We start from the raw sequence: 25,154 nt of genomic DNA on the forward strand, positions 1-25,154 counted from the left end.
TAAAAATAAGGCATTACATCCGCGATCTATTATTCAATTAATATCTCATTTTGATTTAAAATAACAGAAAGCGCTTCCTTCCCATTCCAGAGTCACTCTTTGCCAACGAATAAAAGTAAATAAAAAAACAAAGAAAATGAATAATCTTTGTTTTTTATTATTGATCTATTTAACTGTCAAATCACAGTTTTTCTTTTACACTTTTTTCAATGATTGGTTCACTGACTTTTTTATTCCAAAAATCAATTAGAGGACCAGTGAAAAATGCATTAATCACAGTTCCTAGACCAACTGGTCCGCCAAAAATAAAAGCTAAAATCACGAAAAAGATATCTTGTATGATCCTTACTATACGATATTGAGCTTTAGTACGTTCTACGATAATAGGGGCAATGGCATCATATGGAGCATTGCCAATTTTGGCTGACATGTAAAACGATGCACCAAAAGTAAATATCAATACACCTAAAATAAGCAGCAGTCCTTGAGTAAATAGATTGATTTTTATTGTGACAAAGGTTGAATATAGCCATGTATAAAAATCAATAAAAAAACCAGTTAGAACCATATTAATCACTGTTCCAAGACCAATATATTTTCTTCCGAAAACAAAAACTAACCCCAAAATAACTATATTGATGATTAGTTGATACACCCCTAAAGATAAGCCTAAACTCTCCCCTATTCCGATATTCGCTGCTGTGTAGGGGTCTAATCCTACTTGGCCAATCCGTAACGTTGCTGCTCCAAAAGATAAAATTGCTACACCTATCAACGCGTACAACGAGCGAATCAACCACTCACTTTTCTGTTTTTTCTTCATTTTCTAACACCTCATTTAATTTGACGCATTAAGCATCTCAAAAATCAAATTAAAAGGCAAGATTAACGATTGAGTACTGAAAAAAACTAGAAGTGAACCTGCATTCACCTCTAGTTTTTCTAATCAATTAATTATGAGCAATATCTTTTAATGCAGCTTGTGCTAACAAGTTTAAATAGTTCCAAGGACGATCAAAATGCGGTTGGAAGAAGAAATCTGATAAGGCAAGATCTTCAACTGTCATTTCATTTTGAACAGCTAATGATAGAGTATTAGCTGATTGAGTAATATCATATTTAGACATCAATTGTCCCCCGACGATACGATTTGTCCCTTTTTCATAGACTAATTCCATCATGACATTTTCAGTCGTTGGCATGAATTCCGGACGATAGTTGTCTTCAAATTGTGTTGCACTAACATCTAAGTTGTTCATTTTTGCACTTTCTAAAGTAACACCCGTCGATCCAATTTTCCAACCAAACAAGTATAATCCAGAAGTCCCTTGCGTTCCGCGGTAAGCTAATTTTTGTTCTGTTAAGTTATAACCAACTAACATTCCTTGGCGAACAGCATTTGTCGCTAGCGGAATATAATTCGTTGTATTACTTGGATTATAGTGTACAACTGCACTATCACCTGCGGCAAGAATATCAGGATTGCTTGATCTCATATATTTATCTACAACGATAGCTCCGTTTGGTAGCATATCTACTTTATCTTTAAGCAATGTTGTATTAGGACTGAATCCAACACACATGATGACCATATCCGCTTCAAATTCTTGGCTAGGTGTAATTACTTTATTCACATGTCCGCTTGCATCAGCTTTGAATTCTTGAACATTCTCACCTAGTGCTAACTTTACGCCACGATCCACAAGTTCTTTTTCCAAAACATCTGTAAAGGGCTTGTCTAAATATTTGTTTAAAATACGGTCTAATCCATCGATCAGTGTAACATCTTTTCCTGACTCTACAAAAGCTTCAACTAACTCGATACCAATATATCCGCCACCTACAACGACAACTTTTTTCGCATCTTTTGCACGTTCGATAATGACATTCGCTTGGTTAAAGTTTTTACATAATAAAATATTTTCTGCTTCAATTCCTTTAATTGGCGGAATGATTGGCCAAGAACCTGTTGTCATAACTAATTTATCGTATGACACCGTTTCTTCAACACCAGTGTGTAAATCTTTTGCAGTTACTGTTTTATGATCAACATCGATTGTTTCGACTTCATGTTCCATTTTAACTGTAGCACCAAGAGACGCTAGTTCTTCAGGACTTGAATAGAATAAGCTGCTAGCCTCCTTCACTACTCCTCCAACGTATAAAGCAATTCCGCATGATAGAAACGATACATTATCATTTCGTTCATAAACGGTTACCTCCGCATTTGGGTGATTTGTTAAAATACTTTTGACTGCAGCTGTTCCTGCATGCGTACATCCTACGACTACGACTTTCATTTTGTAAATCCCTTCTTTCAAGTTAAATTTTTCACCAATGAACTCATTATGAATCTATTGGTATACTAAAAATATAACAAAGTAGAAAGCCATATTCGAGTTCTTTGCTTGTGAATCGAAAACTTATTTTTTCACAAACTTGTCTATTTTTAACCTTATTTTCATCAAATTAACTATATAAACACTTCTAAACACTGTCTTTCCAACAAAAAAAGCTGAGAAACGTTAATTTCTCAGCTTGTGAAAATAAGTTGCTATTGATTTATTGAAGCTATAATTTCTATTTCAACAAGAACATCTTTAGGTAAACGGGCTACTTCTACAGCAGAACGCGCAGGTAATTGATTGGTAAAGGCTTTTGCATAAACTTCATTGAATGCTACAAAATCGTTCATATTCTTTAAAAAACATGTGGTTTTGACAACATGATCAAAGTCACTACCTGCTTCTTCTAAAATCGCAGCAATATTTTTAAGAACTTGTTCGGCTTGTTCTTCAATCGTAGTACCAACAACTTCGCCAGTTTCAGGACTCAATGGAACTTGACCTGAGGCAAATAACAAACCATTTACAATGTTTCCCTGTACATAAGGACCAATTGCTTTCGGTGCTTTATCTGTATTGATTGATTTCATTTTACCCCTCATTTCATTCTTTTTTTGCTTTTTGACAGTCTGGACACAGACCATATAATTCTAATCTATGTTCATTAATTTCAAAGCCCGTCAATTTACTCGCCGCCATTTCAACATCTTCCAAACCTGGATAATGAAAATCGACGATTTTACCACAATTCTGACAGATGGCATGGTAATGTTTTTTAGAGCTGAAATCAAAGCGACTAGATGCATCACCATAATTCATCTCTTGAACAAAACCAATGTCAGTAAACAAACGTAAATTATTATAAACAGTTGCAACACTCATATTCGGAAAACGATCTTCTAGTGAACGATAAATTTCATCGGCTGTTGGATGGCTATGATTCTCAATTAGATATTCCAAAATTGCATACCTTTGAGGAGTAATACGAATATTGGCTTCTTTTAACTCTTCAAGTGCATTTTTTACCAATACATTGTCCATTTGTTTCCCCTCCCAGTCTTCTTTCCTAAATGATACTATTTCTAATCTATATTGACAAGAATAATTACGTAAATACCCTAGGAAATATCAGGTTTAACACCAATTTTTAAAAATAATATAATTATTACACACTTTTTGGTTGATTATATATACAAAAAAAGGAAACCGTAATTTTACGCTTCCCTTTTACAATCTTATTATTCTGGAAAATTATAAAGCGCTGTTGACAAGTAACGTTCACCATTGTCAGGAATAACAGTCAATACTTTTTTACCTGGTCCTAATTTTTTCGCGACTTGAATAGCGGCATGTACCGCAGCTCCAGCTGATATCCCAACGAGCAGCCCTTCTTGCATTGCTAATTGACGAGCAGTTTCCATTGCATCTTCACTAGCCACTGCAATGACCTCTCCATAGATATCTGTGTCTAATACTTTGGGTATGAAACCTGCGCCGATTCCTTGTATTTTATGCGGACCCGGAGTTCCACCTTCTAAAACAGGTGACTCAGTCGGTTCAACTGCAACTATTGAAATTTTCGGATAAACTCGTTTCAGTTCTTTACCAACTCCAGTAATCGTTCCACCAGTTCCCACTCCAGCTACAAACGCTTCTAACCCTGCTGGCCCAAAAACATCTTGTATTTCTTTACCAGTTGTTTTTTCATGAGCTTCTGGATTAGCTGGATTATCAAATTGCATCGGCATAAAGTAGCCGTCTTTTTCTGATAATTCGGATGCTTTAGCGATTGCTCCTTTCATGCCATCAGAACCTGGAGTAAGCAATAACTCAGCGCCGTATGCCTGCATTAATTTTCTACGTTCAACACTCATCGTATCCGGCATAACAATAATTACCTTATACCCTTTGGCAGCTCCGACCATTGCTAAACCGATACCAGTGTTTCCACTAGTTGGTTCCACGATGGTATCGCCCGCTTTAAGTTGACCGGTCTTTTCAGCTTTCTCGATCATACTTAATGCAATTCGATCTTTTACACTTCCGCCCGGATTAAAAAATTCCAGTTTCACAAAAATATCAGCGGCTCCATCAGGGACAATGTGTCCTAACTTTACAATAGGAGTCTTCCCTATTAATTCGGTAACAGAATTAAAAATTTGAGTCATGATCCATTCCTCCATTTTGTTATTCGAATACGTAAAAACTTTCTTGTATTTATAATAGCTCATATGATCTTATCTGGCTATCATTTTGCTACTATTCCCTACTTGGACTATACTCTTTAAACAAATTTAACAAAAATAGTGTATAGTAGAGAAGACTTAAAAATCGTAAATAGGAGTATATTCCCTTATGAAAATTAAAAATATTAGTCCCCGTGGCTATTGTTACGGAGTTGTTGATGCAATGGTTATTGCTAGAAACGCGTCTCTTGATGAAAGCTTACCACGTCCAATCTATATTTTAGGTATGATCGTTCACAATAAACACGTAACAGACGCCTTTGAAAGCATCGGAATCCATACATTAGATGGTAATAACCGTGAAGAGATTCTATCCCAAGTCGATCAGGGAACAGTTATTTTCACAGCGCATGGCACTTCACCAAAAGTAAAAGAGTTAGCTATCAAAAAAGGTTTGACTGTTATTGATGCAACGTGTCCTGATGTGATGATTACACACGAATTAATCGCTGAAAAAGTTGCAGAAGGTTATGAAATTATTTATATTGGAAAAAAAAATCACCCGGAACCTGAAGGCGCGATTGGTGTTTCACCCGAACATGTTCATTTAGTTGCTAATTTATCTGATATTGCGAATTTACAGCTGGATGCTGATAAAATCTTTGTGACCAATCAAACAACTATGAGTCAATGGGATGTTAGTGACTTGATGGATTCCATTCAGGAGAAATACCCTCATGTGGTGATTCACAAAGATATTTGTAAAGCGACCCAGGTTCGTCAAGAAGCGGTCGTTGAACAAGCTCAAGGTTGTGATTTAACAATTGTTGTTGGTGATCCGAAAAGTAATAACAGTAATCGATTAGCGCAAGTTTCTATTGAACAAGCTGGAGTTCCAGCGCACAGAATCTCTGATGTTTCACAAATAGACCCTAACTGGTTGGCTGATGTTGAGCAAATCGCTGTAACGGCAGGCGCTTCTACTCCCACTCAAATTGTTCGTGAAGTTATTGATTATTTAACTCATTTTGATATTGATGATTCCAACACTCACATAAGGAATTCAAGAACAGTGCCTGAAGACATTTTACCTAGACCAAGAATAAAAGATCTTACGAAAAATCGTCAACGGCGTTTAGAAGAATTGCGATCAGGTAAACGATAAAAAATAAAGCTAACAACAAAAAGTCATTGAGATGACAAAATGTTGCTAGCTTTATTTTATACGACTTGTAATACTTGCCCAACAGTAATTAATTCAGCAGTTATGCCGTTTGATGCCATAAGTTGATCCACAGAAATGCCGAACTTTTCAGCAATCCCCCATAGAGTATCTCCAGAGGCTACAGTGTAAGATTGAGCAGTGGTAGTTGTGCTACTTTGACCAATCGTTGATTGGTCCGTCGTTGAATTATCATTTGTCACAAATGATCCAGTGCTTCCACTGTCATAAGCTGTTAAACCATAAGCAGAAATTAACCAATTCAATTTGCTTGCATAATTAGGATCCGTTGCATAACGTCCAGCTAGTGCTGCTGTAGCATCCATATAACTAGACGTATTACTTTTCCACACGCCTGAATAATGGTAATTACCGCTGGAGGCTATGGTTGTTCTTAGGACATTCGCATGATCCTGAAATGATTCAGTATATGATGGATAACTTCTAAAAGGTTCCGTCACTGTCACCCATTCGCCATTTAAATACTCTAATGTAGGCATATAAACTGTTTGACCACCATAACTGCCCTTCACACCAAATAAATTGTAATTAGGTGCAGCGGCTAGGCCTGACGTACCGTAACTGCTTTCTAACAATGCTTGTGCAATCATAACAGAGGCATATAAGTCATTGGCATCAGCTACGGAAGAAGCTGAATATCCAATAGAATCAATAAATGCTTGTTGAGAAACTTCGCTTTGCGTTTCAACTTCAGTTGCTTGAACTCCTAGTGGTAATAAATTACCTGCAATTGGAAGAAATACTAATGAAGTCCCTACCATAGAGGTCAGACGCATACGTCTATTTTTATGCTCTTTTTGCTGGTGTCTACTACTTCTTGTTTTAATCTCGTCCATTCATTTGTTCCTCCTCAATTAGAACATCGTACCATCATTCTACTCGGGGTCTTTCTTATAAACAATTATTAACTCTTGAAATTTGAAGTTTTAAAACAGGCGTAACCCAGTTGAAATTTTTGTTTTATTAACCAAACCTATATTTGTTTTATACAGTTTACTTAGTGTCTATTATTCGGACGTTTTTTTTAGATAAATACCTTTGTCCCGCAATTATTAAGTTTTTTTAAATGTCTATAAAACGATTGCAATACTTTTCTTTTACGTTACAATTATTACGTAATGATTACAAAAAACTTTAAGTGGAGTGAATAAAATGAAAAAAATGGCAATATGGTTGGGTATAAGCACATTATTAGTCGGTTTAACAGTGTTACCTACTATCAGTTTGGGAGAAACAATTACAAGTTCTGAAGAAAATTCCAGTAATATTCCTGTAACATCTGAAGCAGTATCTGAAGAGCAATCAACTTCTTCTGCAGAGTCTAAAACGAAAAAAACTGAAAATTCGACTGAGAGTTCACGCGAAAATAGAAATTCAGCCGATTCTAGTTTGACTATTTCAAGTTTATCCTATGATTTTGTATCTAAAACTATTTCAGGTAAAACCGCTCCAAGAGCTACAGTTTACGCTACAATTGTTTATGATTCAAACGGAATTGCGGAACCAAGTGCGACAGCGGAAGCTGACAATAATGGACATTTTTCCATTAATCACCTTTTTGATACAGGAAGAAAAATAAGCCTTACCGCACAACTAAATGACGTACTTAGTGAACCGACTACTTTTATTATTCCGAATGATCCTTCGTTAACAATTTCAAATTTATCTTATGATTTTGCAACTAAAACTGTTTCAGGTAAAACTGCTCCTGGTGCTGAAATTTATGCTACTCTTTCTGCTAATAAAAGTCCAAAAGTAGATGGCTTAACAACAACAGATAAGAATGGGAACTTTTCGTTTGTAGGTCAATTTTCTTCTGGTCAGGAAGTCATGTTTATTGCTTATTTAAACGGGGCTTCTGGTGAAGAGATCAGTTATACAATCCCGACGAAAGCTGCCACCTTAACAATCAGTGATTTATCTTATGATCATGACACAGGAACCCTCAGTGGAAAAACTGCTCCTCATGCAGCTGTTGGACTTACGATGCCAACTACTATGGGACAAGCGCGTGTAATGAGTGATGAAAACGGCTATTTTTCATATAAAGAAGCCCCCCTTGCTCCAGGCACTGTGCTAACTATCACTGCCTATCTTGGGGATGATTACAGTGAAACCGTCTCATTTACTATTCCAGAAAAAACAGCTTCTTCTGATACTACGATAAATACCAAACCAATTGGTAAAACAACAAAAAATCTTCCTAAAACAGGAGAAAATAAAAATTTCAAATTGGTCATTCTAGGTTTTCTTACCATCTTATCAATACCTTTTATCTATAAAAAGATAATATAAAATTCTTAATTTAAAAAATAAAAAAACAGAAATTCACAACTCGTGAATTTCTGTTTTTTATTTTTATAGACTATTATATTTTGAAACTACATTATCCACGGTAAAACCAAATTCTTTCAAGACTAGATCTCCAGGGGCAGAAGCACCAAAGTGATCAATCGTTACAGTTGTGCCTTCAGTTCCAACATACCGTTCCCAGCCAAATGGTGAAGCAGCTTCAATTGCTACTCGTTTGGTCACAGCTTTAGGTAAAACTGACTCTTTGTATTCCGCCGATTGTTTTTCAAACAAATCAAAACTAGGCATTGAAACAACCGAAACATCTTTTCCTTGTTCTGCTAAAGCTTTTTGGGTTTCAATCGCTAAATTAACTTCTGAACCAGTTGCAATTAAGATACCTTCTGGTTTTTCGCCTTTTTGCTTCGAAATTACATAAGCGCCTTTTTGGACAAGTTCTCCTGCATGTTCTTTTGTTCCTTCAATAACAGGTAAGTTTTGACGACTTAGAACTAACACTGTTGGAGCATTTTTTGTTGTCATAGCAATCTTCCATGCTGCAACTGTTTCGTTACCATCGGCTGGACGAATCACTTGGACACCTGGCATACAACGAATACTTGCTAATTGTTCAACAGGCTCGTGCGTTGGTCCATCTTCACCTACAGCGACAGAATCATGTGTTAACACATAGGTTACAGGCGTATTTTGGATTGCTGCTAAGCGGACCGCAGGACGTAAGTAGTCTGTGAAAACAAAGAATGTTCCGCCATAAACACGGCTTCCTCCATGTAATTGAATGCCATTCATTGCTGCCGCCATTGCAAATTCACGGACACCAAACCAAATATTGCGGCCTTCATATTGTCCCGGCTCAAAATCTTTTTCAGCTGCGACCATTGTATTATTTGAAGCAGATAAATCAGCAGAACCGCCCCAGAAACCTGGTACAGCCTTAGAAATTGCTTGAATTGTTTCTTTGCTCGTTACTCGACTAGCTGCGCTTGAACCTACTTCATAAGTTGGTAGTTCACTATCCCAATTTTCAGGAAGCTCATCAGAGAAGGCTTGTTTGAATTGTTTAGCCAATTCAGGATGCTCTCTTGTGTAATTGGCAAACATTTCATTCCACTTGTCTTCGGCTTTTCCGCCTTCGTCTACCATTGTTTCTTTAAAACGAGCAGCAACTTCTTCTGGAACTGTAAAATCAGGATATTCCCAACCATAAACGGCTTTAGCAGCAGTAATTCCTTCTGCTCCGATTGGTGCGCCATGAACAGAAGATGTTCCTTCTTTTGGAGCGCCATAACCGATAACTGTTTTGACCTCTATCAATGTTGGTTTATCGGATTCAGCTTTTGCTGCTTCGATTGCTTTTGAAATTTCTTCTAAATCATTACCATCTTTCACTAAGATATGTTGCCAACCATATGCTTCGTAGCGAGCCCCAACATTTTCTGTAAATGCTTTTGATGTTGGTCCATCTAATGAGATATCATTTGAATCATATAACACGATCAGCTTACCTAGCTTCATATGTCCGGCCATTGAACTAGCTTCTTGCGAAACACCTTCCATCAGATCACCGTCACCACATAGTGCATAAGTATAGTGATCGATTACTGGAAAGCTATCACGATTATAAGTCGCAGCAGTATGCGCTTCAGCCATTGCCATACCAACAGCCATTGCAATGCCTTGTCCTAAAGGACCAGTCGTTGCTTCAACACCATCTGTATGATGAACTTCAGGATGTCCGGGTGTTTTGCTATCCCATTGACGGAAACTTTTCAGATCATCCATCGATACACCGTATCCTGCTAAATGAAGCAGACTATACAACATTGCAGAACCATGACCAGCAGATAGAATGAAGCGGTCTCTATCTACCCAATTTCTTGATGTTTTTGGATTTACTTTTAAATGCTTTGTCCAAAGCGCATAGGCCATAGGTGCAGCACCCATTGGTAATCCAGGATGTCCTGAATTTGCTTTTTGTACTGCTTCGATACTTAGTGTGCGAATTGTATTGACGCCTAACTGATCAGTGTTGTCGAACAAAAAAATCATCTCCTATTTAGGTTTTTTTTACCTTTATTAACTATATTTTATCGTATTTCGTTTATGAAAGCAATTACTTTTAGTAAAAAAAACTAAAATTATTTCCTGTTGTGCAATCCTTTAGCTTTCTGGATCTCTTTCAATTTTTCTGGCGTTACATCATTTCCTTTAGGATCAACCACTTTCATTCCCTCGATATGATGACGCATACCACCGCGAAAAGCAGCTAAATATTCTTGACGAAGTACTTTTTGTTCTGCTTTTTCTTTCTCAGTCAATTCACCTTCTTTTGCCTTTTTAGCAAGTTCATTGATTCGGTTCATTTTTTCAGACGATAACATAGTCATACCTCCTTATTTTAAAAACTAGATAGGCTCGCTCAGCGCTCAGATAAAAATAGTTCTGTAATACTTTTTCGCAGTCATATTCTATTATTATAAAAAATCGAGCTTATTGCTACCCCATATAGCTAGACAAGTTTACATTCCATGTCTATCTTATAAGATGCACACAAAAAATACAACTATATTCTTAGATAAAAAAGAAACAAAACTGCCTATTCTATACAAAAATTGCCCTAACAGTACTTATTTCAAAAAAATACGAACGCCTGTTTGATTCCTATATAAAACTATGGTACACTAAAATTATAAATTGAAAGAAGGTGCGGGTTTTGGTGAAACGTACAGACACAAGGCAAGTTGAGGTTTTAAAATATATATACGAACAAGTCGAACTGAAAGGCTATCCCCCGACCGTTAGAGAAATTGGTAAGGCGGTTGATCTTTCTTCAACATCTACTGTTCATGGACACTTAGCCCGTTTAGAAAAAAAAGGGTTGATTTTACGTGATCCCACTAAACCAAGAGCAATTGAATTAACAGCGGACGGCCTGGATAAAATTGGTGTTAAACCAACAGTTATCCCGATGCTCGGAGTTGTTACCGCTGGGGAACCTATCTTAGCTGTAGAAGAAGCTTCTGATTTCTTCCCTCTTCCTCCTGATTTAAAAGCAGAAGAAAATGCTCTGTTTATGCTGACTATCAGAGGTGAAAGTATGATCAACGCAGGGATTTTGGATGGTGATCAAGTAATTGTCCGTAAACAAAGCTCTGCATCAAATGGTGACATCGTCATTGCTATGACTGATGAAGATGAAGCTACTTGCAAACGATTTTTTAAAGAGATAGATCATATTCGTTTACAACCTGAAAATGATGCGCTAGATCCAATTATTTTAAGTAATGTGAGTATTTTAGGTAAAGTTGTTGGTTTATACCGCAATCATATTTAAATAACAAAAAAACATACTAGCAATAGTATGTTTTTTTGTTATTCCTCCGAATAAGCCTCATTAACGTTTTAATCAGCTGCTACTTTACGCTGATATGTCTCGAACTGATAATCATAACTATTTTTTTCGTCCTTAGATCCTTCACTTAAATTGATTAATGTCCAATCATCCCAAGCAACAGTTGGAAATTTCGTATCACCATCAAATATATGATGAATCACTGTACGATACAGCACATCACAATAAGGTAAAAAGTCCTCATACACTGCTGAACCACCTGCAATAAATGTAATCCCAGCAAAAGTTTTAGCGTAATCTAGAACTTCATCAATCGTATGAAATACAATGACCCCTTTTGCACGGTATCCTTTGTCTCTTGTCAGGACAATCGTCTGACGATTCGGCAGTGGGCGGCTTCCCATTCCCTCAAAAGTTTTTCTTCCCATAACAATCGTGTTGTCTTCAGTCATTTGCTTAAAAAATTTCAGATCATTTGGCAAATGCCAAGGTAATCGATTTTCTTTACCGATCGTCCCTTTTTCATCTTGTGCCCATATGGCTGCTAGCATCAGGAAACTCCTTTCAAATTAAACGGCAATCGGTGCCTTGATTGCTGGATGCGGATCATATCCTTCTATAACAATATCTTCCATATCAAAATCAAAAACAGATTTTTTTTCTTGATTCAATTTTATCGTTGGAAAAGATCGAATCTCTCGAGTAAGTTGTTCATTCATTTGATCAACATGGTTGGTATATAAATGTGCATCTCCTAATGTATGCACGAAATCGCCTACTTCTAAACCTGTTTCATGAGCAATTAAATGCGTTAATAAAGCATAACTGGCAATGTTGAAAGGAACACCTAGAAAAACGTCTCCACTGCGTTGATACAGCTGGCAACTTAGTTTACCATCATTCACATAAAATTGAAACATTGTATGACACGGCGGCAAAGCCATTGATGGAACATCTTCTGGATTCCAAGCAGACACGATCAGACGTCTTGAATCAGGCGTTTTTTTTATCATTTCAATAACATTTTTTAGTTGATCGATGAAACTACCGTCTTTGGTTTCCCAATGGCGCCACTGAGCTCCATAAATATTGCCTAGTTCACCATGTTTCTCAGCAAAAATATCATCCGATAAAATTTTATTACAGAATTCTTTATGTTCTTTTTCATAGCTTTTCTTAAATTCTTCATCAACAAGAACACGACGACCAAAGTCTGTCATATCAGGACCTTGGTATTCATCACTTTTGATATAACGTTCAAAAGCCCATTCATCCCATATGTGATTGTTATGTTGCAGGAGATAGCGGATGTTCGTATCACCATTTAAAAACCATAAAAGCTCGCTTTTAATTAAACCAAACGGCACTCGCTTAGTCGTTAACAAAGGAAATCCTTTTGTCAGATCAAAACGCATTTGATGTCCAAAAATACTTTTTGTACCTGTTCCAGTGCGATCTTCTTTCAAATGACCTTCCTCTAAAATCTTACGGCCTAATGCTAAATATGCTTCTTCCATAGTTACTGCCTCCTAATTTTCTGCAAATTCACTCAAATATTCCCAACGTTCCATTTTTTCTTCAAGTTCTTGTTCCACTATGGACAAGCTTGACTGAAGCTCTTGTAATTTTGTGAAGTCATCTCCTTGATGATTCATCTCTTGTGTAAGTTGATCTGAACGTTCTTCAAGTTTTGCTATGTCATCTTCAATTGATGCCCACTCTTTTTGTTCCATGTAGGTTAATTTGGTCTTTGCTTTTTTTTCAGTTTCTTTAAGTGGTTTTGTTTCAGTTTTAACTAACTTTTTCGATTGCTCTTTATTTGTAGTAAGATACTCACTCATTGAACCAAAATAGGTTGTGATTTGACCTTCTCCTTGAAAAACTAATAACTTATCCATTGTTTTATCAAGAAAATAACGGTCATGAGAAACAGCGATCACAGCCCCTTTAAATGTTTGAATATAATCTTCTAATATTGTTAAAGTATCAATATCTAAATCATTTGTCGGTTCGTCCAATAATAACACATTTGGTTGACCAATCAATAGTTTTAACAAGTATAAGCGGCGTTTTTCACCACCAGAAAGTTTGCCGATGATTGTACCATGCATAAATCGTGGAAACAGAAATCGTTCCAGTAGTTCGGCGACCCCAATACTTGTTCCATCTGTTCTTTGCACTTGCTCTGCTGCATCTTGTAAATATGAAATCATGCGTTGATTCGGATCCATTGCTTCATTTTGCTGTGTATAGTATGCAAGATTAACTGTTTCTCCAATCGAATACATCCCACTATCCAAAGGTAAACGCCCAGCTAAAATATTTAATAGTGTCGATTTTCCAGCACCATTCTTCCCAGTAATACCAATGCGATCTTTTGCTTGAACAAGTAAGTCAAATTCTTTTAAAAGTGTTTTATGTTCGATTCCGTAACTTCCATCTTTGATTTCTAAAACTTTTTTACCCAATCTTTGTGTCGCAACATCTATTTCCAATTGCCCTTTTTGATTGACTTGATGAAGGTTTTCTTTAAGATCATGGAAGCGGTCTTGTCTCGCTTGTTGTTTAGTCCCACGTGCTTTTACGCCAGCACGCATCCACTCTAGTTCTTGTTTGTAAAGTTGTTTTCTTTTTTCTTCTTGTTCAACACCAACACGCTCACGTTCTGCTTTAGCAATAATATAAGCTTCATAATTCCCTTTATATTCATATAACTTCCCAAAAGACAATTCAAAAATTCGGTTTGTTACTCGATCTAAGAAATAACGGTCATGAGTTACCATTAAAATTGCCCCGCGATAACCATTTAAAAAGCTTTCAAGCCAACTGATTGCTTCGTAATCTAAGTGGTTGGTCGGTTCATCAAGTAATAGTAGATCTGGTGATTCTATCAATACTTGAGCTAGACTAACACGTTTCTTTTGCCCACCGGATAACTCACCAATTTTTTTATGTAACGTTTCTATGCCTAATTTTTGTAAAATAATTTTGGCATCAGTATCAGCAGTCCAAGCATCTTCTTTATTCATACGTTCTTCTGCTTGTGCATATTGTTTTTGTGCAACTTCGCTAAGACCATCTTCAGCCAAAGCAAGTAACGCCAATTCGTAGTTTTTTACCGCTTGAATAATAGGTGTATCTCCCTGAAAAACAGCTTCTACCACGGTTAAATCAGGGTCAAACTCCTGATCTTGAGAAAGGTAGCCTATTTGATAATCATTCGCTTGTTGAATGGATTCAATATCCCCATCACCGCTATCCTTACCTGCCAAAATATTTAATAAGCTCGTTTTCCCCGTTCCATTTGTCCCGATTAAACCAATCCGGTCTTTATCATGAATATGGAAAGAAATATGATCAAATAATGTCTTCTCTCCATATGTTTTGGTCAATTCATTTACTTTTAACTCATTCATATGCTCACGCCCTTTTCATCCTGCCTATTGTAACAAATAAAAGTAAAAAAAAGAAGCTAGTTTTCTTGGTCTGCTTCTTTTTTTAATTCTCTTGTCAATTTTCTCAATGGAATGGTACTGGAAACATCATTGATTGAATATGATTCTAATAAATTAACATTTTTACGGTATTCATTTGCTTCAAAAGAAGTTATTTTTTCAGAAAGCTCATATTCATCGATCATTCTACGTTCTTCTTGATACCCAATCAAAAGTTCCTTAACATAGTTGGACTGAGATCGTACGATAAATGAATCAATAAAAGTTCCATCTTCTAATCTATGAGCAAATTGTAAACGCCCCTCAATAAAGAATTGTATGATTTCATCATCATAAACACCTTTTAAATTATCTAAACTTTTTAAAATAACTTCTGTATTTTGTAAAAAGACTTGTCGAACATTTTCTAATTCTTCTTTTTGATATTCTCGTCGATTCTCTTCATCTTTTTTGGCAAACAATAAATTAGGATGAACAAAAAATGCAATGATTTGACGAACAAAGAGCAACCAAAAACCAATAATAGACAAAAGCTGCCTTGCAATAGAACGTTCCATCCTTGAAATCAGGCGTTCATAAAGTCGATAACCTTCAATCCCAATTTCTTTTTGGCGGAAGCTTTCTTCTAAACCGTCACGCTCAATCGAAACAATCAGTGCCCTTAATTCCTGTACCTCTTGTCTCTGATCCGAAGGCAATTGCTCTGTATATAATTCTTTCACACGGTCTTGGTAATTCTCAATGACAACATTCATTTCGACATGAGGATCTTCATGATTTATCTTTTTAAGTCTCTCCATAACTTCTTGCAACAAAGTAATACCTTGAATATTGGTACTTTCTACCTCATCAGACTCAGTTAAAAATGGCAAAACAAGAATGCCGCCAACTAATGTAACTAAGATTACACACGCTGTAATAAATAAAAGTAAGGATCGTTCAGGAAAATCTTGCCCATTGATAGTTAAAGGCAAGATGAAAATCGTCGCTAAACTAACTGTTCCTTTGACTCCGCCAAATGTTAGAATCAACATTTCGTTCATTGACTGCCAAACATTTTTCAAACCATTCTTTACACTATAGATCAATACAATCGAGAAAAAACGTGCAACAAATAGTGTAACGCTTAAAATCAGAACAACTACCATTAAGAAACTATTTGAATACGTTTCACTATTCCAAATCGGTGAAAAAACTTGTGATAACTCTATTCCTAAAAAAAGAAAAACTAATGCATTCAACATAAATGTAATAGTACCCCAAGTGCTTTCAGAAACGTTTGAAAGTTCTGCCTCGAATAATGAGACCTTTTTAAAACTAGCGGCTTGCATAACCCCTGCCACAACGGCAGCAATAATTCCCGAAACATGAAAAAGTTCAGCAACCATATATGCCAAAAAAGGCAACAATAGCTCTAATAACAAATAACCAGTTACATCTCTTGCAGAAGCTTTTTCTAAAATCATCACGACTTGCCGCTTGATCATGACCAAAGCAGCACCTACAATGGCACCTCCGATGCTGGAAACAATCAACGTAATTCCCGCATCTGTAGCGGAGAAGCTGCCTGTCAGTAATGCTGCAAGCGCAAATTGAAAGGCAGTAACACCAGATGCGTCATTTATCAGGCCTTCGCCTTCTAAAATATGCATCGCTTTAGGTGGTATCTGGATTTTTCCAGATAAAGAACCTACAGCGACTGCATCTGTAGGTCCAAGTGCTGCACCCAAAGCAAAACAAGCTGCAATCGGCAAAGCAGGAATAACCATATGTAAAGCCCATCCCACACTTACAAGTGTGATCAAAACGCCAATGAAAGCTAAAAATAAAATAACACTAAAATTTTTCATAGTAGCAGAAATATCGTTTCGTTCTCCTTCACGGAACAACAATGGTGCTATGATCATTACTAAAAATATTTCTGGTTCAAATGTTATTTCCCGACCGATATCTGTCAAACCAATTAAAACCCCAACGATTATTTGTACGATTGGTAAAGGGATGATTGGAACGATTCGATTGAAGACATTTGAGAATGTTATCGCAAAAGCAAAAACAATAATTAAATAAACAAACTCCATCTCGTATCCCCCTTATTCACTATTGATTAAGCTGTTTTCCTAAATACCGTAATAATTTTTCTTTTTTACAGGTAATCTTTTTCTCTACTAATTCAAGTTCTTTTTCTCTATCACACAGTTCTAGTTGAGCGCGACGCGCTTCTAAACGAAGTAACTCAGATTTGATCAATTCAATTTTTTTATAGTTCAAAAAATTTCTCTTTTTTATATGACGTTCCCATTCGGCTTTTTTCTCCGGGGGCAATTCTTTATATTTTTCACGTAATTCAGCGATTCGTTGTTCTATTTCTTTATTCACAACAATACTTCCTTTCAGAATTTCTCTGCACATTATAGCAAACAGTTAAAGAAATACCTACTAAAATTAACTATTATTTAAAAAAATCTTTTCAAATTGACTACTTGTTTCCACAACTTTGATAAATACTGAAAAAAACATATTGTTTTCTCCTCTTTTGCTCGTTTATTTCTCTTCATCCACTAAAATACTGATTTCAGTCTCTTCATTTAAACGCTCAGAGAGAAACGCTAATAAATCCTCTAAGGGAATTGAAAATGTCATCATTGGACCACGCCGGCCATTTTTAAAATAATTTAAACGGATTTCTTCTTTCTTAAGTAATAAAGCCATTTTCTCGATATCTTGATACATGACGCCATTCTTATCAAATGGACCTAAAATAAGTCGATCATCTGAAAGACCCTTTGTATCCAGTAAAAAACTCAAAACAAGCAAAATTGAAAGAAAACTACGAATTCTTTGATCGACCGTTTGTTCGCTGATCAAAGAGAGGATCAAGATAAACAAACTGAATCCAATCACTACACCAAAAATAAATTTTCTTTTAACATTTTTGATCAAAACACTTCTTCTTACCAAACCCAAGTAACTATACATAACCACAACAAAAGCTGCGAGTAATACTGTAAAAAAATCTATTACCAAAATATACTCCTTTATAAATGGATTTTACTATTTAATTACCTAAATGAACGTAAGTAGGCACACCCGAAAACTAATTAGTCATTTTTATTTAATTCTGTTAATTGCTGATTTATTTTTTTTATTTTATCTTTGCAAGCTAATATATCTCGAATCATCTGATCTCTCTTATTACCAAGAGGTAAACGATTGACCACTTGGTAATATGCTGCGAGTAGTTGAACTTGTTTCATTTTTTCTTTTTGCAAACGTTCTTCTATTAGATTCATCCACTCGCCCTCCTTTTTCTTTAAGTATACCTTATTTTTAAAGGAAAATGACTATTGAATCGTTATTTTTTATCGATAATCGATTAAAATAGCATGATTTATTTTTTATTGTAACACACTATTTCTTTTTAGTTGAACGATACAGATACAGTTGTTAAGTCAATAAATCTGTATCATAAATGGTGTAATCACAGCGATAAATAAATAAATACTTTCCATCTATCAATAACCCAGTACTCTTAGGGACATCCGTTTGATACATTGAGACTTTATCTCCTGCATAAGTTGCTAATGGCGTACCGTTTTGACTGCGAATCAAGACAACTTTTTTCTTACCAGTAAACGAATTTTTTAAGTCATTGACCATACTATTGATGAAGGGGACACCTCGATCAAAGTTTTCAACATCTATCGTCTTCGCATACTTTTCAAAAACGTTTTCCAACCCAGTTTCACTGATGATCATTGAAGATCCTACATGATGCATCTAGTGTTTTCCGATGGTGATTTGAATGACATCGCCTTTTTTTTCATTTTCCCCTTCCTGAATGTCAAATGTCTCATCTCGTTCAATTTTCACTGATTTGCCGACAACTTGATCAACCAGCTGACTTTGTTCATCATATGTTTGGATCGACATCTCTAATCCTTTAAAATTTTCTTCAAACCCTTTAAAAAACATTCTAATATTTTGACAACCACTTAATACAGCCAACATGCTACACATTAAAAAAACAAAAGCTGTAGCCTTTTTAACCCGACATTTTTTCATTTACTTCTCCTCCTTCTTTTAATCATAACAAATATTGTCATCAAAAGGTATCCATCTAAAGTACGAAACAAAAAAATAAGGATAAAATAAAACTGGCTAACAGCTTTATTTCACCCTTAAATTCTATACTTTAGTTACTGAGCTGAGATACATAGTGCAATAGCTTTTTCACCTAAATGAGTTCCGATAACCGGATTAAAATGACCAATTTCAATAATTGCATTTGGGTATTTTTCTTGGAGCTTTGCTTTCTCTTCTTCGGCAACTTCTAAATTGTTTGCATGAATCACATATAATTTCACAGGTCTACCGATTTCTTCATCTCGTTTACCGATGATTTGCTCAGCACGAGCAAATGCTTTTTTCGTTGAACGAATTTTTTCAAAGAGGACGATCTTACCATCTTCAAAAGTCAAAATAGGTTTGATTTTCAATAATCCAGCAATCAATGCCGCACCATTGGTTAAACGACCGCCGCGCACTAGATTATTCAAATCATCAACAATCAAATAAGCATACGTATTATCTCTAATGATGTCTAATTTTGCAAAGATCTCTTCCAAACTCGCATTTTCTTTCACTAAATCCAAGGCAGCTTCGACCATATGTCCCATTGGTACACTCGTTATTTTAGAGTCGTAAGGATAAAGCGTGACGCCCTCGATCGAATCGGTTAACGTAAATAACGTATTAACAAATCCTGAAATTCCAGATGAGAGATGGATACTAATAATTGTATCATATCCTTTAGCAGCAATTTTTTTGTACAGTTCAATCACTTCACCTAATGCAGGTTGAGAAGTTGTCGGAAATTCTTTACTACTATTCAACAAGCTGTAATATTCATCAGCTTCGATATCAATTCCTTCATTATAAATCTTCCCATCCAGAATTACAGGTATAGGAATAACAAACAGATCAGAAGAGTTCTTGATTCGCTCAGGTAAATAAGCCGTACTATCTGTCACAATAGCAATTTTCATTTTGTAACCTCGTTTCACTAATTTTACACGGTACTATAAATATAGCATAAATCAGGTCATAATTAAATAAAATACTTATTGACCCAGAAAACTTTGAACGGCTGATTTATTTGTGTCCAAGTCAATTTGAAGAACACTACCCGCGTAATCAATATCTAGGTTACTCCAAGATCCCTCAACTGGAATTGTTAAGCGCTCAATCCCGCTGCCCCCTTTTAACATTAAGGATGGGCCGTTTTGCAGCATAAATGTTGTAGGAACATCCGTTGACATATAGCCAACTAGGCGACCTAGAGATTCTGGAGTACGGAGTAACGCTAAAGGATTTTTTAATTGTCCCATAACAGCTGTCATCACTTGTTGTTGCCGGCGAACACGACCGAAATCGCCTTCCTCATCTTTTCTAAAGCGTGAATACTGCAACAGTGTGTGTCCATCCATCTTCTGGCTACCTTTGGCAATGTCCACCCCATCTAAGTTTAAATCTTTTTCAGCATCAATTTTGACACCGCTTGGAAACATTGAATCAATAATTTTTTCAAATGATTGAAAATCGACTTTCGCATAGTATTTAGTTTGAATATTGAAGTTCTCAGCTAACGTTTGACGAACTAGATCTGCTCCACCTAATGCATAAGCTGCATTGATCTTATTGTCATCATAACCTGGAATATCAACAAAGGTATCCCGCATGAATGAAATCAATTTAGGTTTTTTTGAAGGTCCATCTAGTTGAAGCACCATAATAGTGTCTGCACGTCCAGCATCTTCGCCCCTTGTATCACTACCTAAAATCAAGATATTATTCGCACCATTCGCACTTTTCACCCCATTAAAGGTTTCTATTGCTTCTTTAGGTAACGAATTATCATTTTCAGCATAAGATTTCCCTTTGAAAAAGAATCCCACTGCTAAGACTATCAGCAACACAAAAAATAAAACGATTCTTTTGGGCCAACTAAACCGTCTTTTTATTTTTGGTTTCTTCGGTTTTTTTTCTTTCTTCGTAAAGCCTTTCGCTTTTTCAGTGCTATTTGTTGGTTCAACATTTTGATTTTGCTCATTTAGTGGTTCTTGTTCCTGATTATAGCTATCTCTAGGTACTTCTGTATGATTTTTTTCTTTTCTAGGATTAAAACCGTTTTTTTCTTCTATTGGTTTTGATTTATCATGTATGTGTTTATAGCGATCTACACGGCTCATCATTTCCACCTCACTTTAATTAACAACAGTTATAAGCATACCTTATTTCACTAAAAATTCCTATTAGATAGCTAAAATTTAACAAAAAATAAAAAGACCTTTTCAGATCTTTATACTCCGTTGATTGGATGAATCGCATAATTCCCGAATATTTTGACTGATCCACCCATTAAACATATTTCTTCTATAGCATTATCTAGTAACTGCTGCGGTTTTTGAACATTGATATCAATTAAAAAGAAGTATTCACCTAAAGTTGTTTTCAGAGGTCGTGATTCAATTTTACTTAAATCAATTTCTCGCCAACTAAAAACAGATAATGCTTTGTGTAAAGCTCCTGGCATATTATTTGGCATCGTCAATGCAATGGTTAATTTTTTGTCAGTTGCTTTGATCGGTAACTCGACTTTTTCAGATCCGATCACCCAAAATCTGGTTTGATTAATCGCCACATCCTGAATGTCTTTGCCAACAATTTTAAGATCATATTTCTCAGCAGAAAGTTTGGGTGCAATTGCTGCAATTTTTTGATCTGGATGGCTCGCAACAAAATTTGCAGCATAAGCGGTGGACGGCGTTGCTTCAAGATCAGCCATTGGAAAATAGGTGCGAATAAATTCTTGTGATTGCGCCAATGCTTGAGGATGCGATAAAATTTTAGTTGTTTCCTGCCAGATATCTTTGTTGTTTTTTGCGACCATCAATTGTTGATAAATTGGTAAGACGATTTCTGCTCCTACAGGAATCGTAGTTTGATGAAAAAGATAATCTACTGTCGTGTTGACAGATCCTTCAATCGTATTTTCAATCGGCACAACACCTAAGTCGACTTCTCCAAACTCAACACCTTTTATACAAGCCGGAATCGAATGATAAGAGATCAACTCATCATCAGGAAAAGCAGTTTTCGTTGCATTATGAGTAAAAGAAGCTTCTGGACCTAAAAATCCGACTTTCATTGGCTCACCTACTTATATCTTCTCTAATATTTCGTGTACAATTTCTTCTGGTGTTCGATCATCTGTCGCAACAACTAAGCTGGCACTTTCCTCATAAAATGGAATTCTTGGTTCAAAAACCTCTCTGATTTCTTCTGGAGATTTTGACACAACTAAAGGTCTGACAGTTGTATGATCGTGTTTCAAGCGTGGTATAAAAACTTCCGGTTTCGTTTGTAAATAAACAACAGGAGCCATTTGTTTTAGAAGCTCCCGATTCTCCGGTCTCATAACGATCCCGCCTCCAGTTGATACAACTTGATTGTGGTTTAGGTATCGCTTTAAGACATTCGTTTCTCTTTCTCTGAATGCTTCTTCCCCATGTAAATCAAAATATTCTTGAATCGTCATACCAATTTCTTCAACGATTTTATCGTCGAAATCGATATGCTCCATACCTGTTTTTTCTGACAGTAGTTTTCCAACTGTTGTCTTACCTGCTCCCATAAAACCAATTAAAATAATTCCCTTCATACTTTGCTCCTCCGTTTATCGATATAATTTAGTTAAATCATCAAAAAATCTGGGGTAAGAAACAGAAATTGCTTCAGCTTTTTCTAATTCCACCGTTCCTTCTTTTACTAAAAGAGCGGCGATTTGCAACATCATACCAATACGGTGATCGCCGTAGCTAGTAACTTTTGCCCCATGCAGCTTCGTCTTACCGTGGATAATCAGCCCATCATCTGTGGGTTCTATATTAGCACCCATTTTGTTTAATTCATTGGCCACAGCATCGATTCGATTGGTTTCTTTCACTTTTAACTCTTCAGCATCTCGAATGATCGTAGTCCCTTTTGCTTGTGTTGCCAATAAGGCGATGATTGGTAGTTCGTCAATCAATCTTGGAATAATTTCGCCACTGATTTCGATTCCGTTTAACTCACTCGTTTCAACAATCAATGTCCCCGCTTTATTCACGTCACTCATTGTCTCTTCGATCATTAGTTTCCCACCCATTTGCTGAATAACATCAATAATTCCAGTACGGGTAGGATTTAAGCCTACATTATTTAGGACAATTCGACTATCTGGAATAATCAAACCCGCTGTAAGGAAAAAGGCGGCGGAAGAAATATCACCTGGTACAGTAACTTCTTGTCCTACTAATTTTTGTGGTCCTTCAATCCGAATTTCCTTTCCTGAAACAGCAATGTTACCACCGAATTGACGAATCATGTCTTCTGTATGATCTCGTGTTTTTTCTTTTTCTACAATAACGGATTCTCCGTGTGCTTGTAAAGCCGCAAATAAAATTGCAGACTTGACTTGTGCACTGGCGACCGGCATTTGATAATTAATCGGCTTAAGATTTTCTGTCCCTTTTACAGTTAGAGGCGGAAATTCTGTTCCATCATGACCTGTACATTCAGCCCCCATCTGATTGATCGGCATCATTACACGGTTCATCGGTCGTTTGGCAATGGAATGATCACCAAAGAGCTCTGTAGTAAAATTCGTTCCTGCTAAAATTCCCATGATCAAACGAATCGTAGTCCCTGAGTTTCCAACATCGATTGCCTGCTTAGCTTGTGTTAATCCCGAAAAACCTGTTCCATGAACTGTAATTGTTTCGCCATCATCTTCAATGTTAACGCCTAAATCCTGAAAAGCTTTTAAAGTACTTAAACAGTCATCGCCACGCAAGAAATTTTTGATTGTCGTTTTCCCTTGTGCGATTGCACCAAACATAATACTTCGATGCGAAATTGATTTATCGCTAGGAATATCGATCATTCCATTCAAGCCAACTTTGTTGATTACTAAATCCAAAATATCCCTCCTAATTTTAAAAGCGGAACAAATCCTAGCATCTTGTAGAAAGTATTGATGTGTATCTTTTTCTAAAGATTGATTTGCACAGCAACGTATCTAAAATCATAACAGTTCCTCTAAAAAAAAGTCCATATTATTTATTTTTCATAACACAAATAATCTGTTTCTTTTTCTATTGTTTGTTTTGCTCTTTTTAAATCTTCTTGGCGTTTAAACGTCAATTGCAAAATACCATAGATATCTTCACGAGTTTCAAGAATTTTCAAATTAATTAATGAAAGCTGAGCTCTCCCCAATAAAGCAGTAATCTCAGCAATCACGCCTGGTACATCGGGTACATCTACAAATAAATCATGGAATGCCGGAATGGCACCTTCCTTGTGCACAGGCATTTGATTACGAGTTTCCTTTGCTTCATAAAAAAATTGAAAAATGGCTTCTTTATTTTCAGTTTGAATCCAAGTAGAAACTTGTTCCATTTCATTTTGCCATGAACTTATTAACGCTAATAATGCCTTTTTGTTGCTTAACAAAATATCCGTCCACATCTGCGGGTCAGAAGAAGCAATTCGTGTAATATCCCGAAAGCCGCCGGCCGCTAATTGTTGAGAACGCGGATGTTCCTCATTGAAAACCTTACTTTGATTCACTAAACCTGCGGCAATAATATGCGGCAGATGACTGAGCATTCCTGTAATTTGATCATGTTCTTCAGCTGTAAGAACTACAAATTTTGCTCGTGTCCCGTGTAGTAATTCTTGTAGTTCTCGAATTTGACTTTGCTTCTCTACTTCCGAGAAAGTTAAAATATAATACGCATTCTCAAATAAATTTTCATCTGCAGCCGTTACACCTGATTTGTGTGATCCAGCCATTGGATGTCCGCCGACAAAGGTATGCAAGCCTGCTTTTTTAGCTGTTTCAATAATTTCTAGCTTCGTGCTTCCGACATCGGAAATAATCACATTTTGTTTTAACGGCAAAGTTCCCAATAATGTTAATTGCTTCATCATGCTTTTAACCGGAGTACATAGAAAAATGATATCTGCTTTCACCGCTGCTTCTTCAAAAGAAGTTGCTTTTCGATCGATAATTTTTCGCTTCAATGCAAATTCTTCCGAGTTTGCTTGATTATCCATTCCAATAATTTCTACAGATGGATGTTCTTTTTTGATACATAATGCTAATGAACTGCCAATCAAACCTAGACCGACAATCAGAACCTTTTTATTCAT

General features: G+C 36.2%; 24 protein-coding genes and 1 pseudogene. 3 read left to right on the plus strand and 22 right to left on the minus strand.

The genetic code is table 11. The features are described from left to right. Positions 1–181: 181 nt before the first annotated feature. The 5 genes from A5821_RS03320 to cysK all read right to left on the minus strand — a co-directional run bounded on the left by A5821_RS03320 (position 182) and on the right by cysK (position 4,513). Complete coding sequence (locus A5821_RS03320; RefSeq protein WP_086313076.1) at positions 182–823, minus strand: YczE/YyaS/YitT family protein; 642 nt, start codon at positions 821–823, stop codon at positions 182–184. 127 nt (positions 824–950) lie between these two features. Continuing rightward, positions 951–2,300 carry an NADH oxidase gene (locus A5821_RS03325; RefSeq protein ID WP_086313077.1) on the minus strand — a complete coding sequence of 450 codons (1,350 nt, stop codon included), beginning with the start codon at positions 2,298–2,300 and terminating at the stop codon, positions 951–953. Positions 2,301–2,554: 254 nt separating this feature from the next. Beyond that, a complete protein-coding gene (locus A5821_RS03330; protein ID WP_086313078.1) occupies positions 2,555–2,935 on the minus strand; it encodes a RidA family protein in 381 nt (126 codons plus the stop codon). A gap of 13 nt (positions 2,936–2,948) precedes the next feature. Beyond that, entirely contained in the window at positions 2,949–3,386 is a 438-nt protein-coding gene (perR, locus tag A5821_RS03335) for a peroxide-responsive transcriptional repressor PerR (RefSeq protein WP_086313079.1), read from the minus strand. Between the two features lie 197 nt (positions 3,387–3,583). Continuing rightward, the gene (cysK, locus tag A5821_RS03340; RefSeq protein ID WP_086313080.1) at positions 3,584–4,513 is read right to left on the minus strand and encodes a cysteine synthase A; all 930 of its coding nucleotides are present in this window, start codon (positions 4,511–4,513) and stop codon (positions 3,584–3,586) included. A 187-nt stretch (positions 4,514–4,700) separates the two neighbouring features. Here cysK and A5821_RS03345 point away from each other — a divergent pair, with 187 nt between their 5' ends. Continuing rightward, positions 4,701–5,696 (plus strand): 4-hydroxy-3-methylbut-2-enyl diphosphate reductase, encoded by a 996-nt coding sequence (locus A5821_RS03345; protein ID WP_086313081.1) that lies wholly within the window; start codon positions 4,701–4,703, stop codon positions 5,694–5,696. Positions 5,697–5,752: 56 nt separating this feature from the next. Here the strand turns inward: A5821_RS03345 and A5821_RS03350 are convergent, their stop codons facing one another. After that, positions 5,753–6,610, minus strand: coding sequence for a glucosaminidase domain-containing protein (locus A5821_RS03350; protein WP_086313082.1), 858 nt, complete (start codon positions 6,608–6,610; stop codon positions 5,753–5,755). Between the two features lie 316 nt (positions 6,611–6,926). Between A5821_RS03350 and A5821_RS03355 the strand changes: the two genes are divergently transcribed. Beyond that, on the plus strand, positions 6,927–8,069 hold the full coding sequence (locus A5821_RS03355) for an LPXTG cell wall anchor domain-containing protein (RefSeq protein ID WP_086313083.1): 1,143 nt from the start codon (positions 6,927–6,929) through the stop codon (positions 8,067–8,069). Between the two features lie 63 nt (positions 8,070–8,132). Here the strand turns inward: A5821_RS03355 and tkt are convergent, their stop codons facing one another. Together tkt and A5821_RS03365 are read right to left on the minus strand one after the other, a co-directional pair. Further along, positions 8,133–10,127, minus strand: a complete 1,995-nt coding sequence (gene tkt, locus A5821_RS03360) for a transketolase (RefSeq protein ID WP_086313084.1) — start codon at positions 10,125–10,127, stop codon at positions 8,133–8,135. A 98-nt stretch (positions 10,128–10,225) separates the two neighbouring features. After that, on the minus strand, positions 10,226–10,468 hold the full coding sequence (locus A5821_RS03365; protein WP_086313085.1) for a DUF896 family protein: 243 nt from the start codon (positions 10,466–10,468) through the stop codon (positions 10,226–10,228). A gap of 332 nt (positions 10,469–10,800) precedes the next feature. Between A5821_RS03365 and lexA the strand changes: the two genes are divergently transcribed. Further along, the gene (gene lexA / locus A5821_RS03370) at positions 10,801–11,421 is read left to right on the plus strand and encodes a transcriptional repressor LexA (RefSeq protein WP_170922946.1); all 621 of its coding nucleotides are present in this window, start codon (positions 10,801–10,803) and stop codon (positions 11,419–11,421) included. Positions 11,422–11,489: 68 nt separating this feature from the next. Here the strand turns inward: lexA and A5821_RS03375 are convergent, their stop codons facing one another. The 14 genes and pseudogenes from A5821_RS03375 to A5821_RS03440 form a co-directional block, all read right to left on the minus strand. Then, positions 11,490–11,990, minus strand: coding sequence for a dihydrofolate reductase (locus A5821_RS03375; protein WP_086313087.1), 501 nt, complete (start codon positions 11,988–11,990; stop codon positions 11,490–11,492). Positions 11,991–12,008: 18 nt separating this feature from the next. Beyond that, complete coding sequence (locus tag A5821_RS03380; protein WP_086313088.1) at positions 12,009–12,956, minus strand: thymidylate synthase; 948 nt, start codon at positions 12,954–12,956, stop codon at positions 12,009–12,011. Positions 12,957–12,968: 12 nt separating this feature from the next. Then, positions 12,969–14,855: an ABC-F family ATP-binding cassette domain-containing protein gene (locus A5821_RS03385; protein ID WP_086313089.1), complete on the minus strand. Its 1,887-nt coding sequence runs from the start codon at positions 14,853–14,855 to the stop codon at positions 12,969–12,971. A gap of 56 nt (positions 14,856–14,911) precedes the next feature. Further along, positions 14,912–16,975: a cation:proton antiporter gene (locus A5821_RS03390; RefSeq protein WP_086313090.1), complete on the minus strand. Its 2,064-nt coding sequence runs from the start codon at positions 16,973–16,975 to the stop codon at positions 14,912–14,914. 19 nt (positions 16,976–16,994) lie between these two features. Beyond that, the gene (locus A5821_RS03395; RefSeq protein WP_086313091.1) at positions 16,995–17,273 is read right to left on the minus strand and encodes a hypothetical protein; all 279 of its coding nucleotides are present in this window, start codon (positions 17,271–17,273) and stop codon (positions 16,995–16,997) included. A gap of 165 nt (positions 17,274–17,438) precedes the next feature. Next, positions 17,439–17,921, minus strand: coding sequence for a hypothetical protein (locus A5821_RS03400; protein ID WP_086313092.1), 483 nt, complete (start codon positions 17,919–17,921; stop codon positions 17,439–17,441). Between the two features lie 74 nt (positions 17,922–17,995). Further along, positions 17,996–18,187: a hypothetical protein gene (locus tag A5821_RS03405; protein WP_086313093.1), complete on the minus strand. Its 192-nt coding sequence runs from the start codon at positions 18,185–18,187 to the stop codon at positions 17,996–17,998. Between the two features lie 154 nt (positions 18,188–18,341). Further along, a pseudogene (locus A5821_RS03410) lies at positions 18,342–18,959 on the minus strand (DUF5052 family protein). A gap of 134 nt (positions 18,960–19,093) precedes the next feature. Next, positions 19,094–19,942: a DegV family protein gene (locus tag A5821_RS03415; RefSeq protein ID WP_086313094.1), complete on the minus strand. Its 849-nt coding sequence runs from the start codon at positions 19,940–19,942 to the stop codon at positions 19,094–19,096. Positions 19,943–20,017: 75 nt separating this feature from the next. Beyond that, entirely contained in the window at positions 20,018–21,145 is a 1,128-nt protein-coding gene (locus tag A5821_RS03420) for an LCP family protein (RefSeq protein WP_086313095.1), read from the minus strand. Positions 21,146–21,255: 110 nt separating this feature from the next. Further along, positions 21,256–22,104, minus strand: a complete 849-nt coding sequence (gene pheA / locus A5821_RS03425) for a prephenate dehydratase (RefSeq protein WP_086313096.1) — start codon at positions 22,102–22,104, stop codon at positions 21,256–21,258. 12 nt (positions 22,105–22,116) lie between these two features. Further along, positions 22,117–22,617, minus strand: a complete 501-nt coding sequence (locus A5821_RS03430; protein WP_086313097.1) for a shikimate kinase — start codon at positions 22,615–22,617, stop codon at positions 22,117–22,119. Between the two features lie 15 nt (positions 22,618–22,632). Beyond that, on the minus strand, positions 22,633–23,880 hold the full coding sequence (gene aroA / locus A5821_RS03435; protein WP_086314300.1) for a 3-phosphoshikimate 1-carboxyvinyltransferase: 1,248 nt from the start codon (positions 23,878–23,880) through the stop codon (positions 22,633–22,635). Positions 23,881–24,056: 176 nt separating this feature from the next. Then, positions 24,057–25,154 carry a prephenate dehydrogenase gene (locus tag A5821_RS03440; RefSeq protein ID WP_086313098.1) on the minus strand — a complete coding sequence of 366 codons (1,098 nt, stop codon included), beginning with the start codon at positions 25,152–25,154 and terminating at the stop codon, positions 24,057–24,059.

It is taken from the genome of Enterococcus sp. 7F3_DIV0205, assembly GCF_002141365.2.
Classification (GTDB): domain Bacteria; phylum Bacillota; class Bacilli; order Lactobacillales; family Enterococcaceae; genus Enterococcus_L; species Enterococcus_L palustris.

Bases quoted from the DNA above. Each gene is read 5' to 3' on its own strand.
- A5821_RS03320 (WP_086313076.1), bottom strand. From the start codon at position 823: ATGAAGAAAAAACAGAAAAGTGAGTGGTTGATTCGCTCGTTGTACGCG.
- A5821_RS03390 (WP_086313090.1), bottom strand. From the start codon at position 16,975: ATGGAGTTTGTTTATTTAATTATTGTTTTTGCTTTTGCGATAACATTC.
- cysK (WP_086313080.1), bottom strand. From the start codon at position 4,513: ATGACTCAAATTTTTAATTCTGTTACCGAATTAATAGGGAAGACTCCT.
- A5821_RS03420 (WP_086313095.1), bottom strand. From the start codon at position 21,145: ATGAGCCGTGTAGATCGCTATAAACACATACATGATAAATCAAAACCA.
- A5821_RS03385 (WP_086313089.1), bottom strand. From the start codon at position 14,855: ATGAATGAGTTAAAAGTAAATGAATTGACCAAAACATATGGAGAGAAG.
- A5821_RS03350 (WP_086313082.1), bottom strand. From the start codon at position 6,610: ATGGACGAGATTAAAACAAGAAGTAGTAGACACCAGCAAAAAGAGCAT.
- A5821_RS03440 (WP_086313098.1), bottom strand. From the start codon at position 25,154: ATGAATAAAAAGGTTCTGATTGTCGGTCTAGGTTTGATTGGCAGTTCA.
- A5821_RS03325 (WP_086313077.1), bottom strand. From the start codon at position 2,300: ATGAAAGTCGTAGTCGTAGGATGTACGCATGCAGGAACAGCTGCAGTC.
- A5821_RS03415 (WP_086313094.1), bottom strand. From the start codon at position 19,942: ATGAAAATTGCTATTGTGACAGATAGTACGGCTTATTTACCTGAGCGA.
- pheA (WP_086313096.1), bottom strand. From the start codon at position 22,104: ATGAAAGTCGGATTTTTAGGTCCAGAAGCTTCTTTTACTCATAATGCA.
- A5821_RS03375 (WP_086313087.1), bottom strand. From the start codon at position 11,990: ATGCTAGCAGCCATATGGGCACAAGATGAAAAAGGGACGATCGGTAAA.
- A5821_RS03365 (WP_086313085.1), bottom strand. From the start codon at position 10,468: ATGTTATCGTCTGAAAAAATGAACCGAATCAATGAACTTGCTAAAAAG.
- A5821_RS03355 (WP_086313083.1), top strand. From the start codon at position 6,927: ATGAAAAAAATGGCAATATGGTTGGGTATAAGCACATTATTAGTCGGT.
- aroA (WP_086314300.1), bottom strand. From the start codon at position 23,880: ATGATCGATATTCCTAGCGATAAATCAATTTCGCATCGAAGTATTATG.
- A5821_RS03430 (WP_086313097.1), bottom strand. From the start codon at position 22,617: ATGAAGGGAATTATTTTAATTGGTTTTATGGGAGCAGGTAAGACAACA.
- perR (WP_086313079.1), bottom strand. From the start codon at position 3,386: ATGGACAATGTATTGGTAAAAAATGCACTTGAAGAGTTAAAAGAAGCC.
- A5821_RS03330 (WP_086313078.1), bottom strand. From the start codon at position 2,935: ATGAAATCAATCAATACAGATAAAGCACCGAAAGCAATTGGTCCTTAT.
- A5821_RS03405 (WP_086313093.1), bottom strand. From the start codon at position 18,187: ATGAATCTAATAGAAGAACGTTTGCAAAAAGAAAAAATGAAACAAGTT.
- A5821_RS03380 (WP_086313088.1), bottom strand. From the start codon at position 12,956: ATGGAAGAAGCATATTTAGCATTAGGCCGTAAGATTTTAGAGGAAGGT.
- A5821_RS03345 (WP_086313081.1), top strand. From the start codon at position 4,701: ATGAAAATTAAAAATATTAGTCCCCGTGGCTATTGTTACGGAGTTGTT.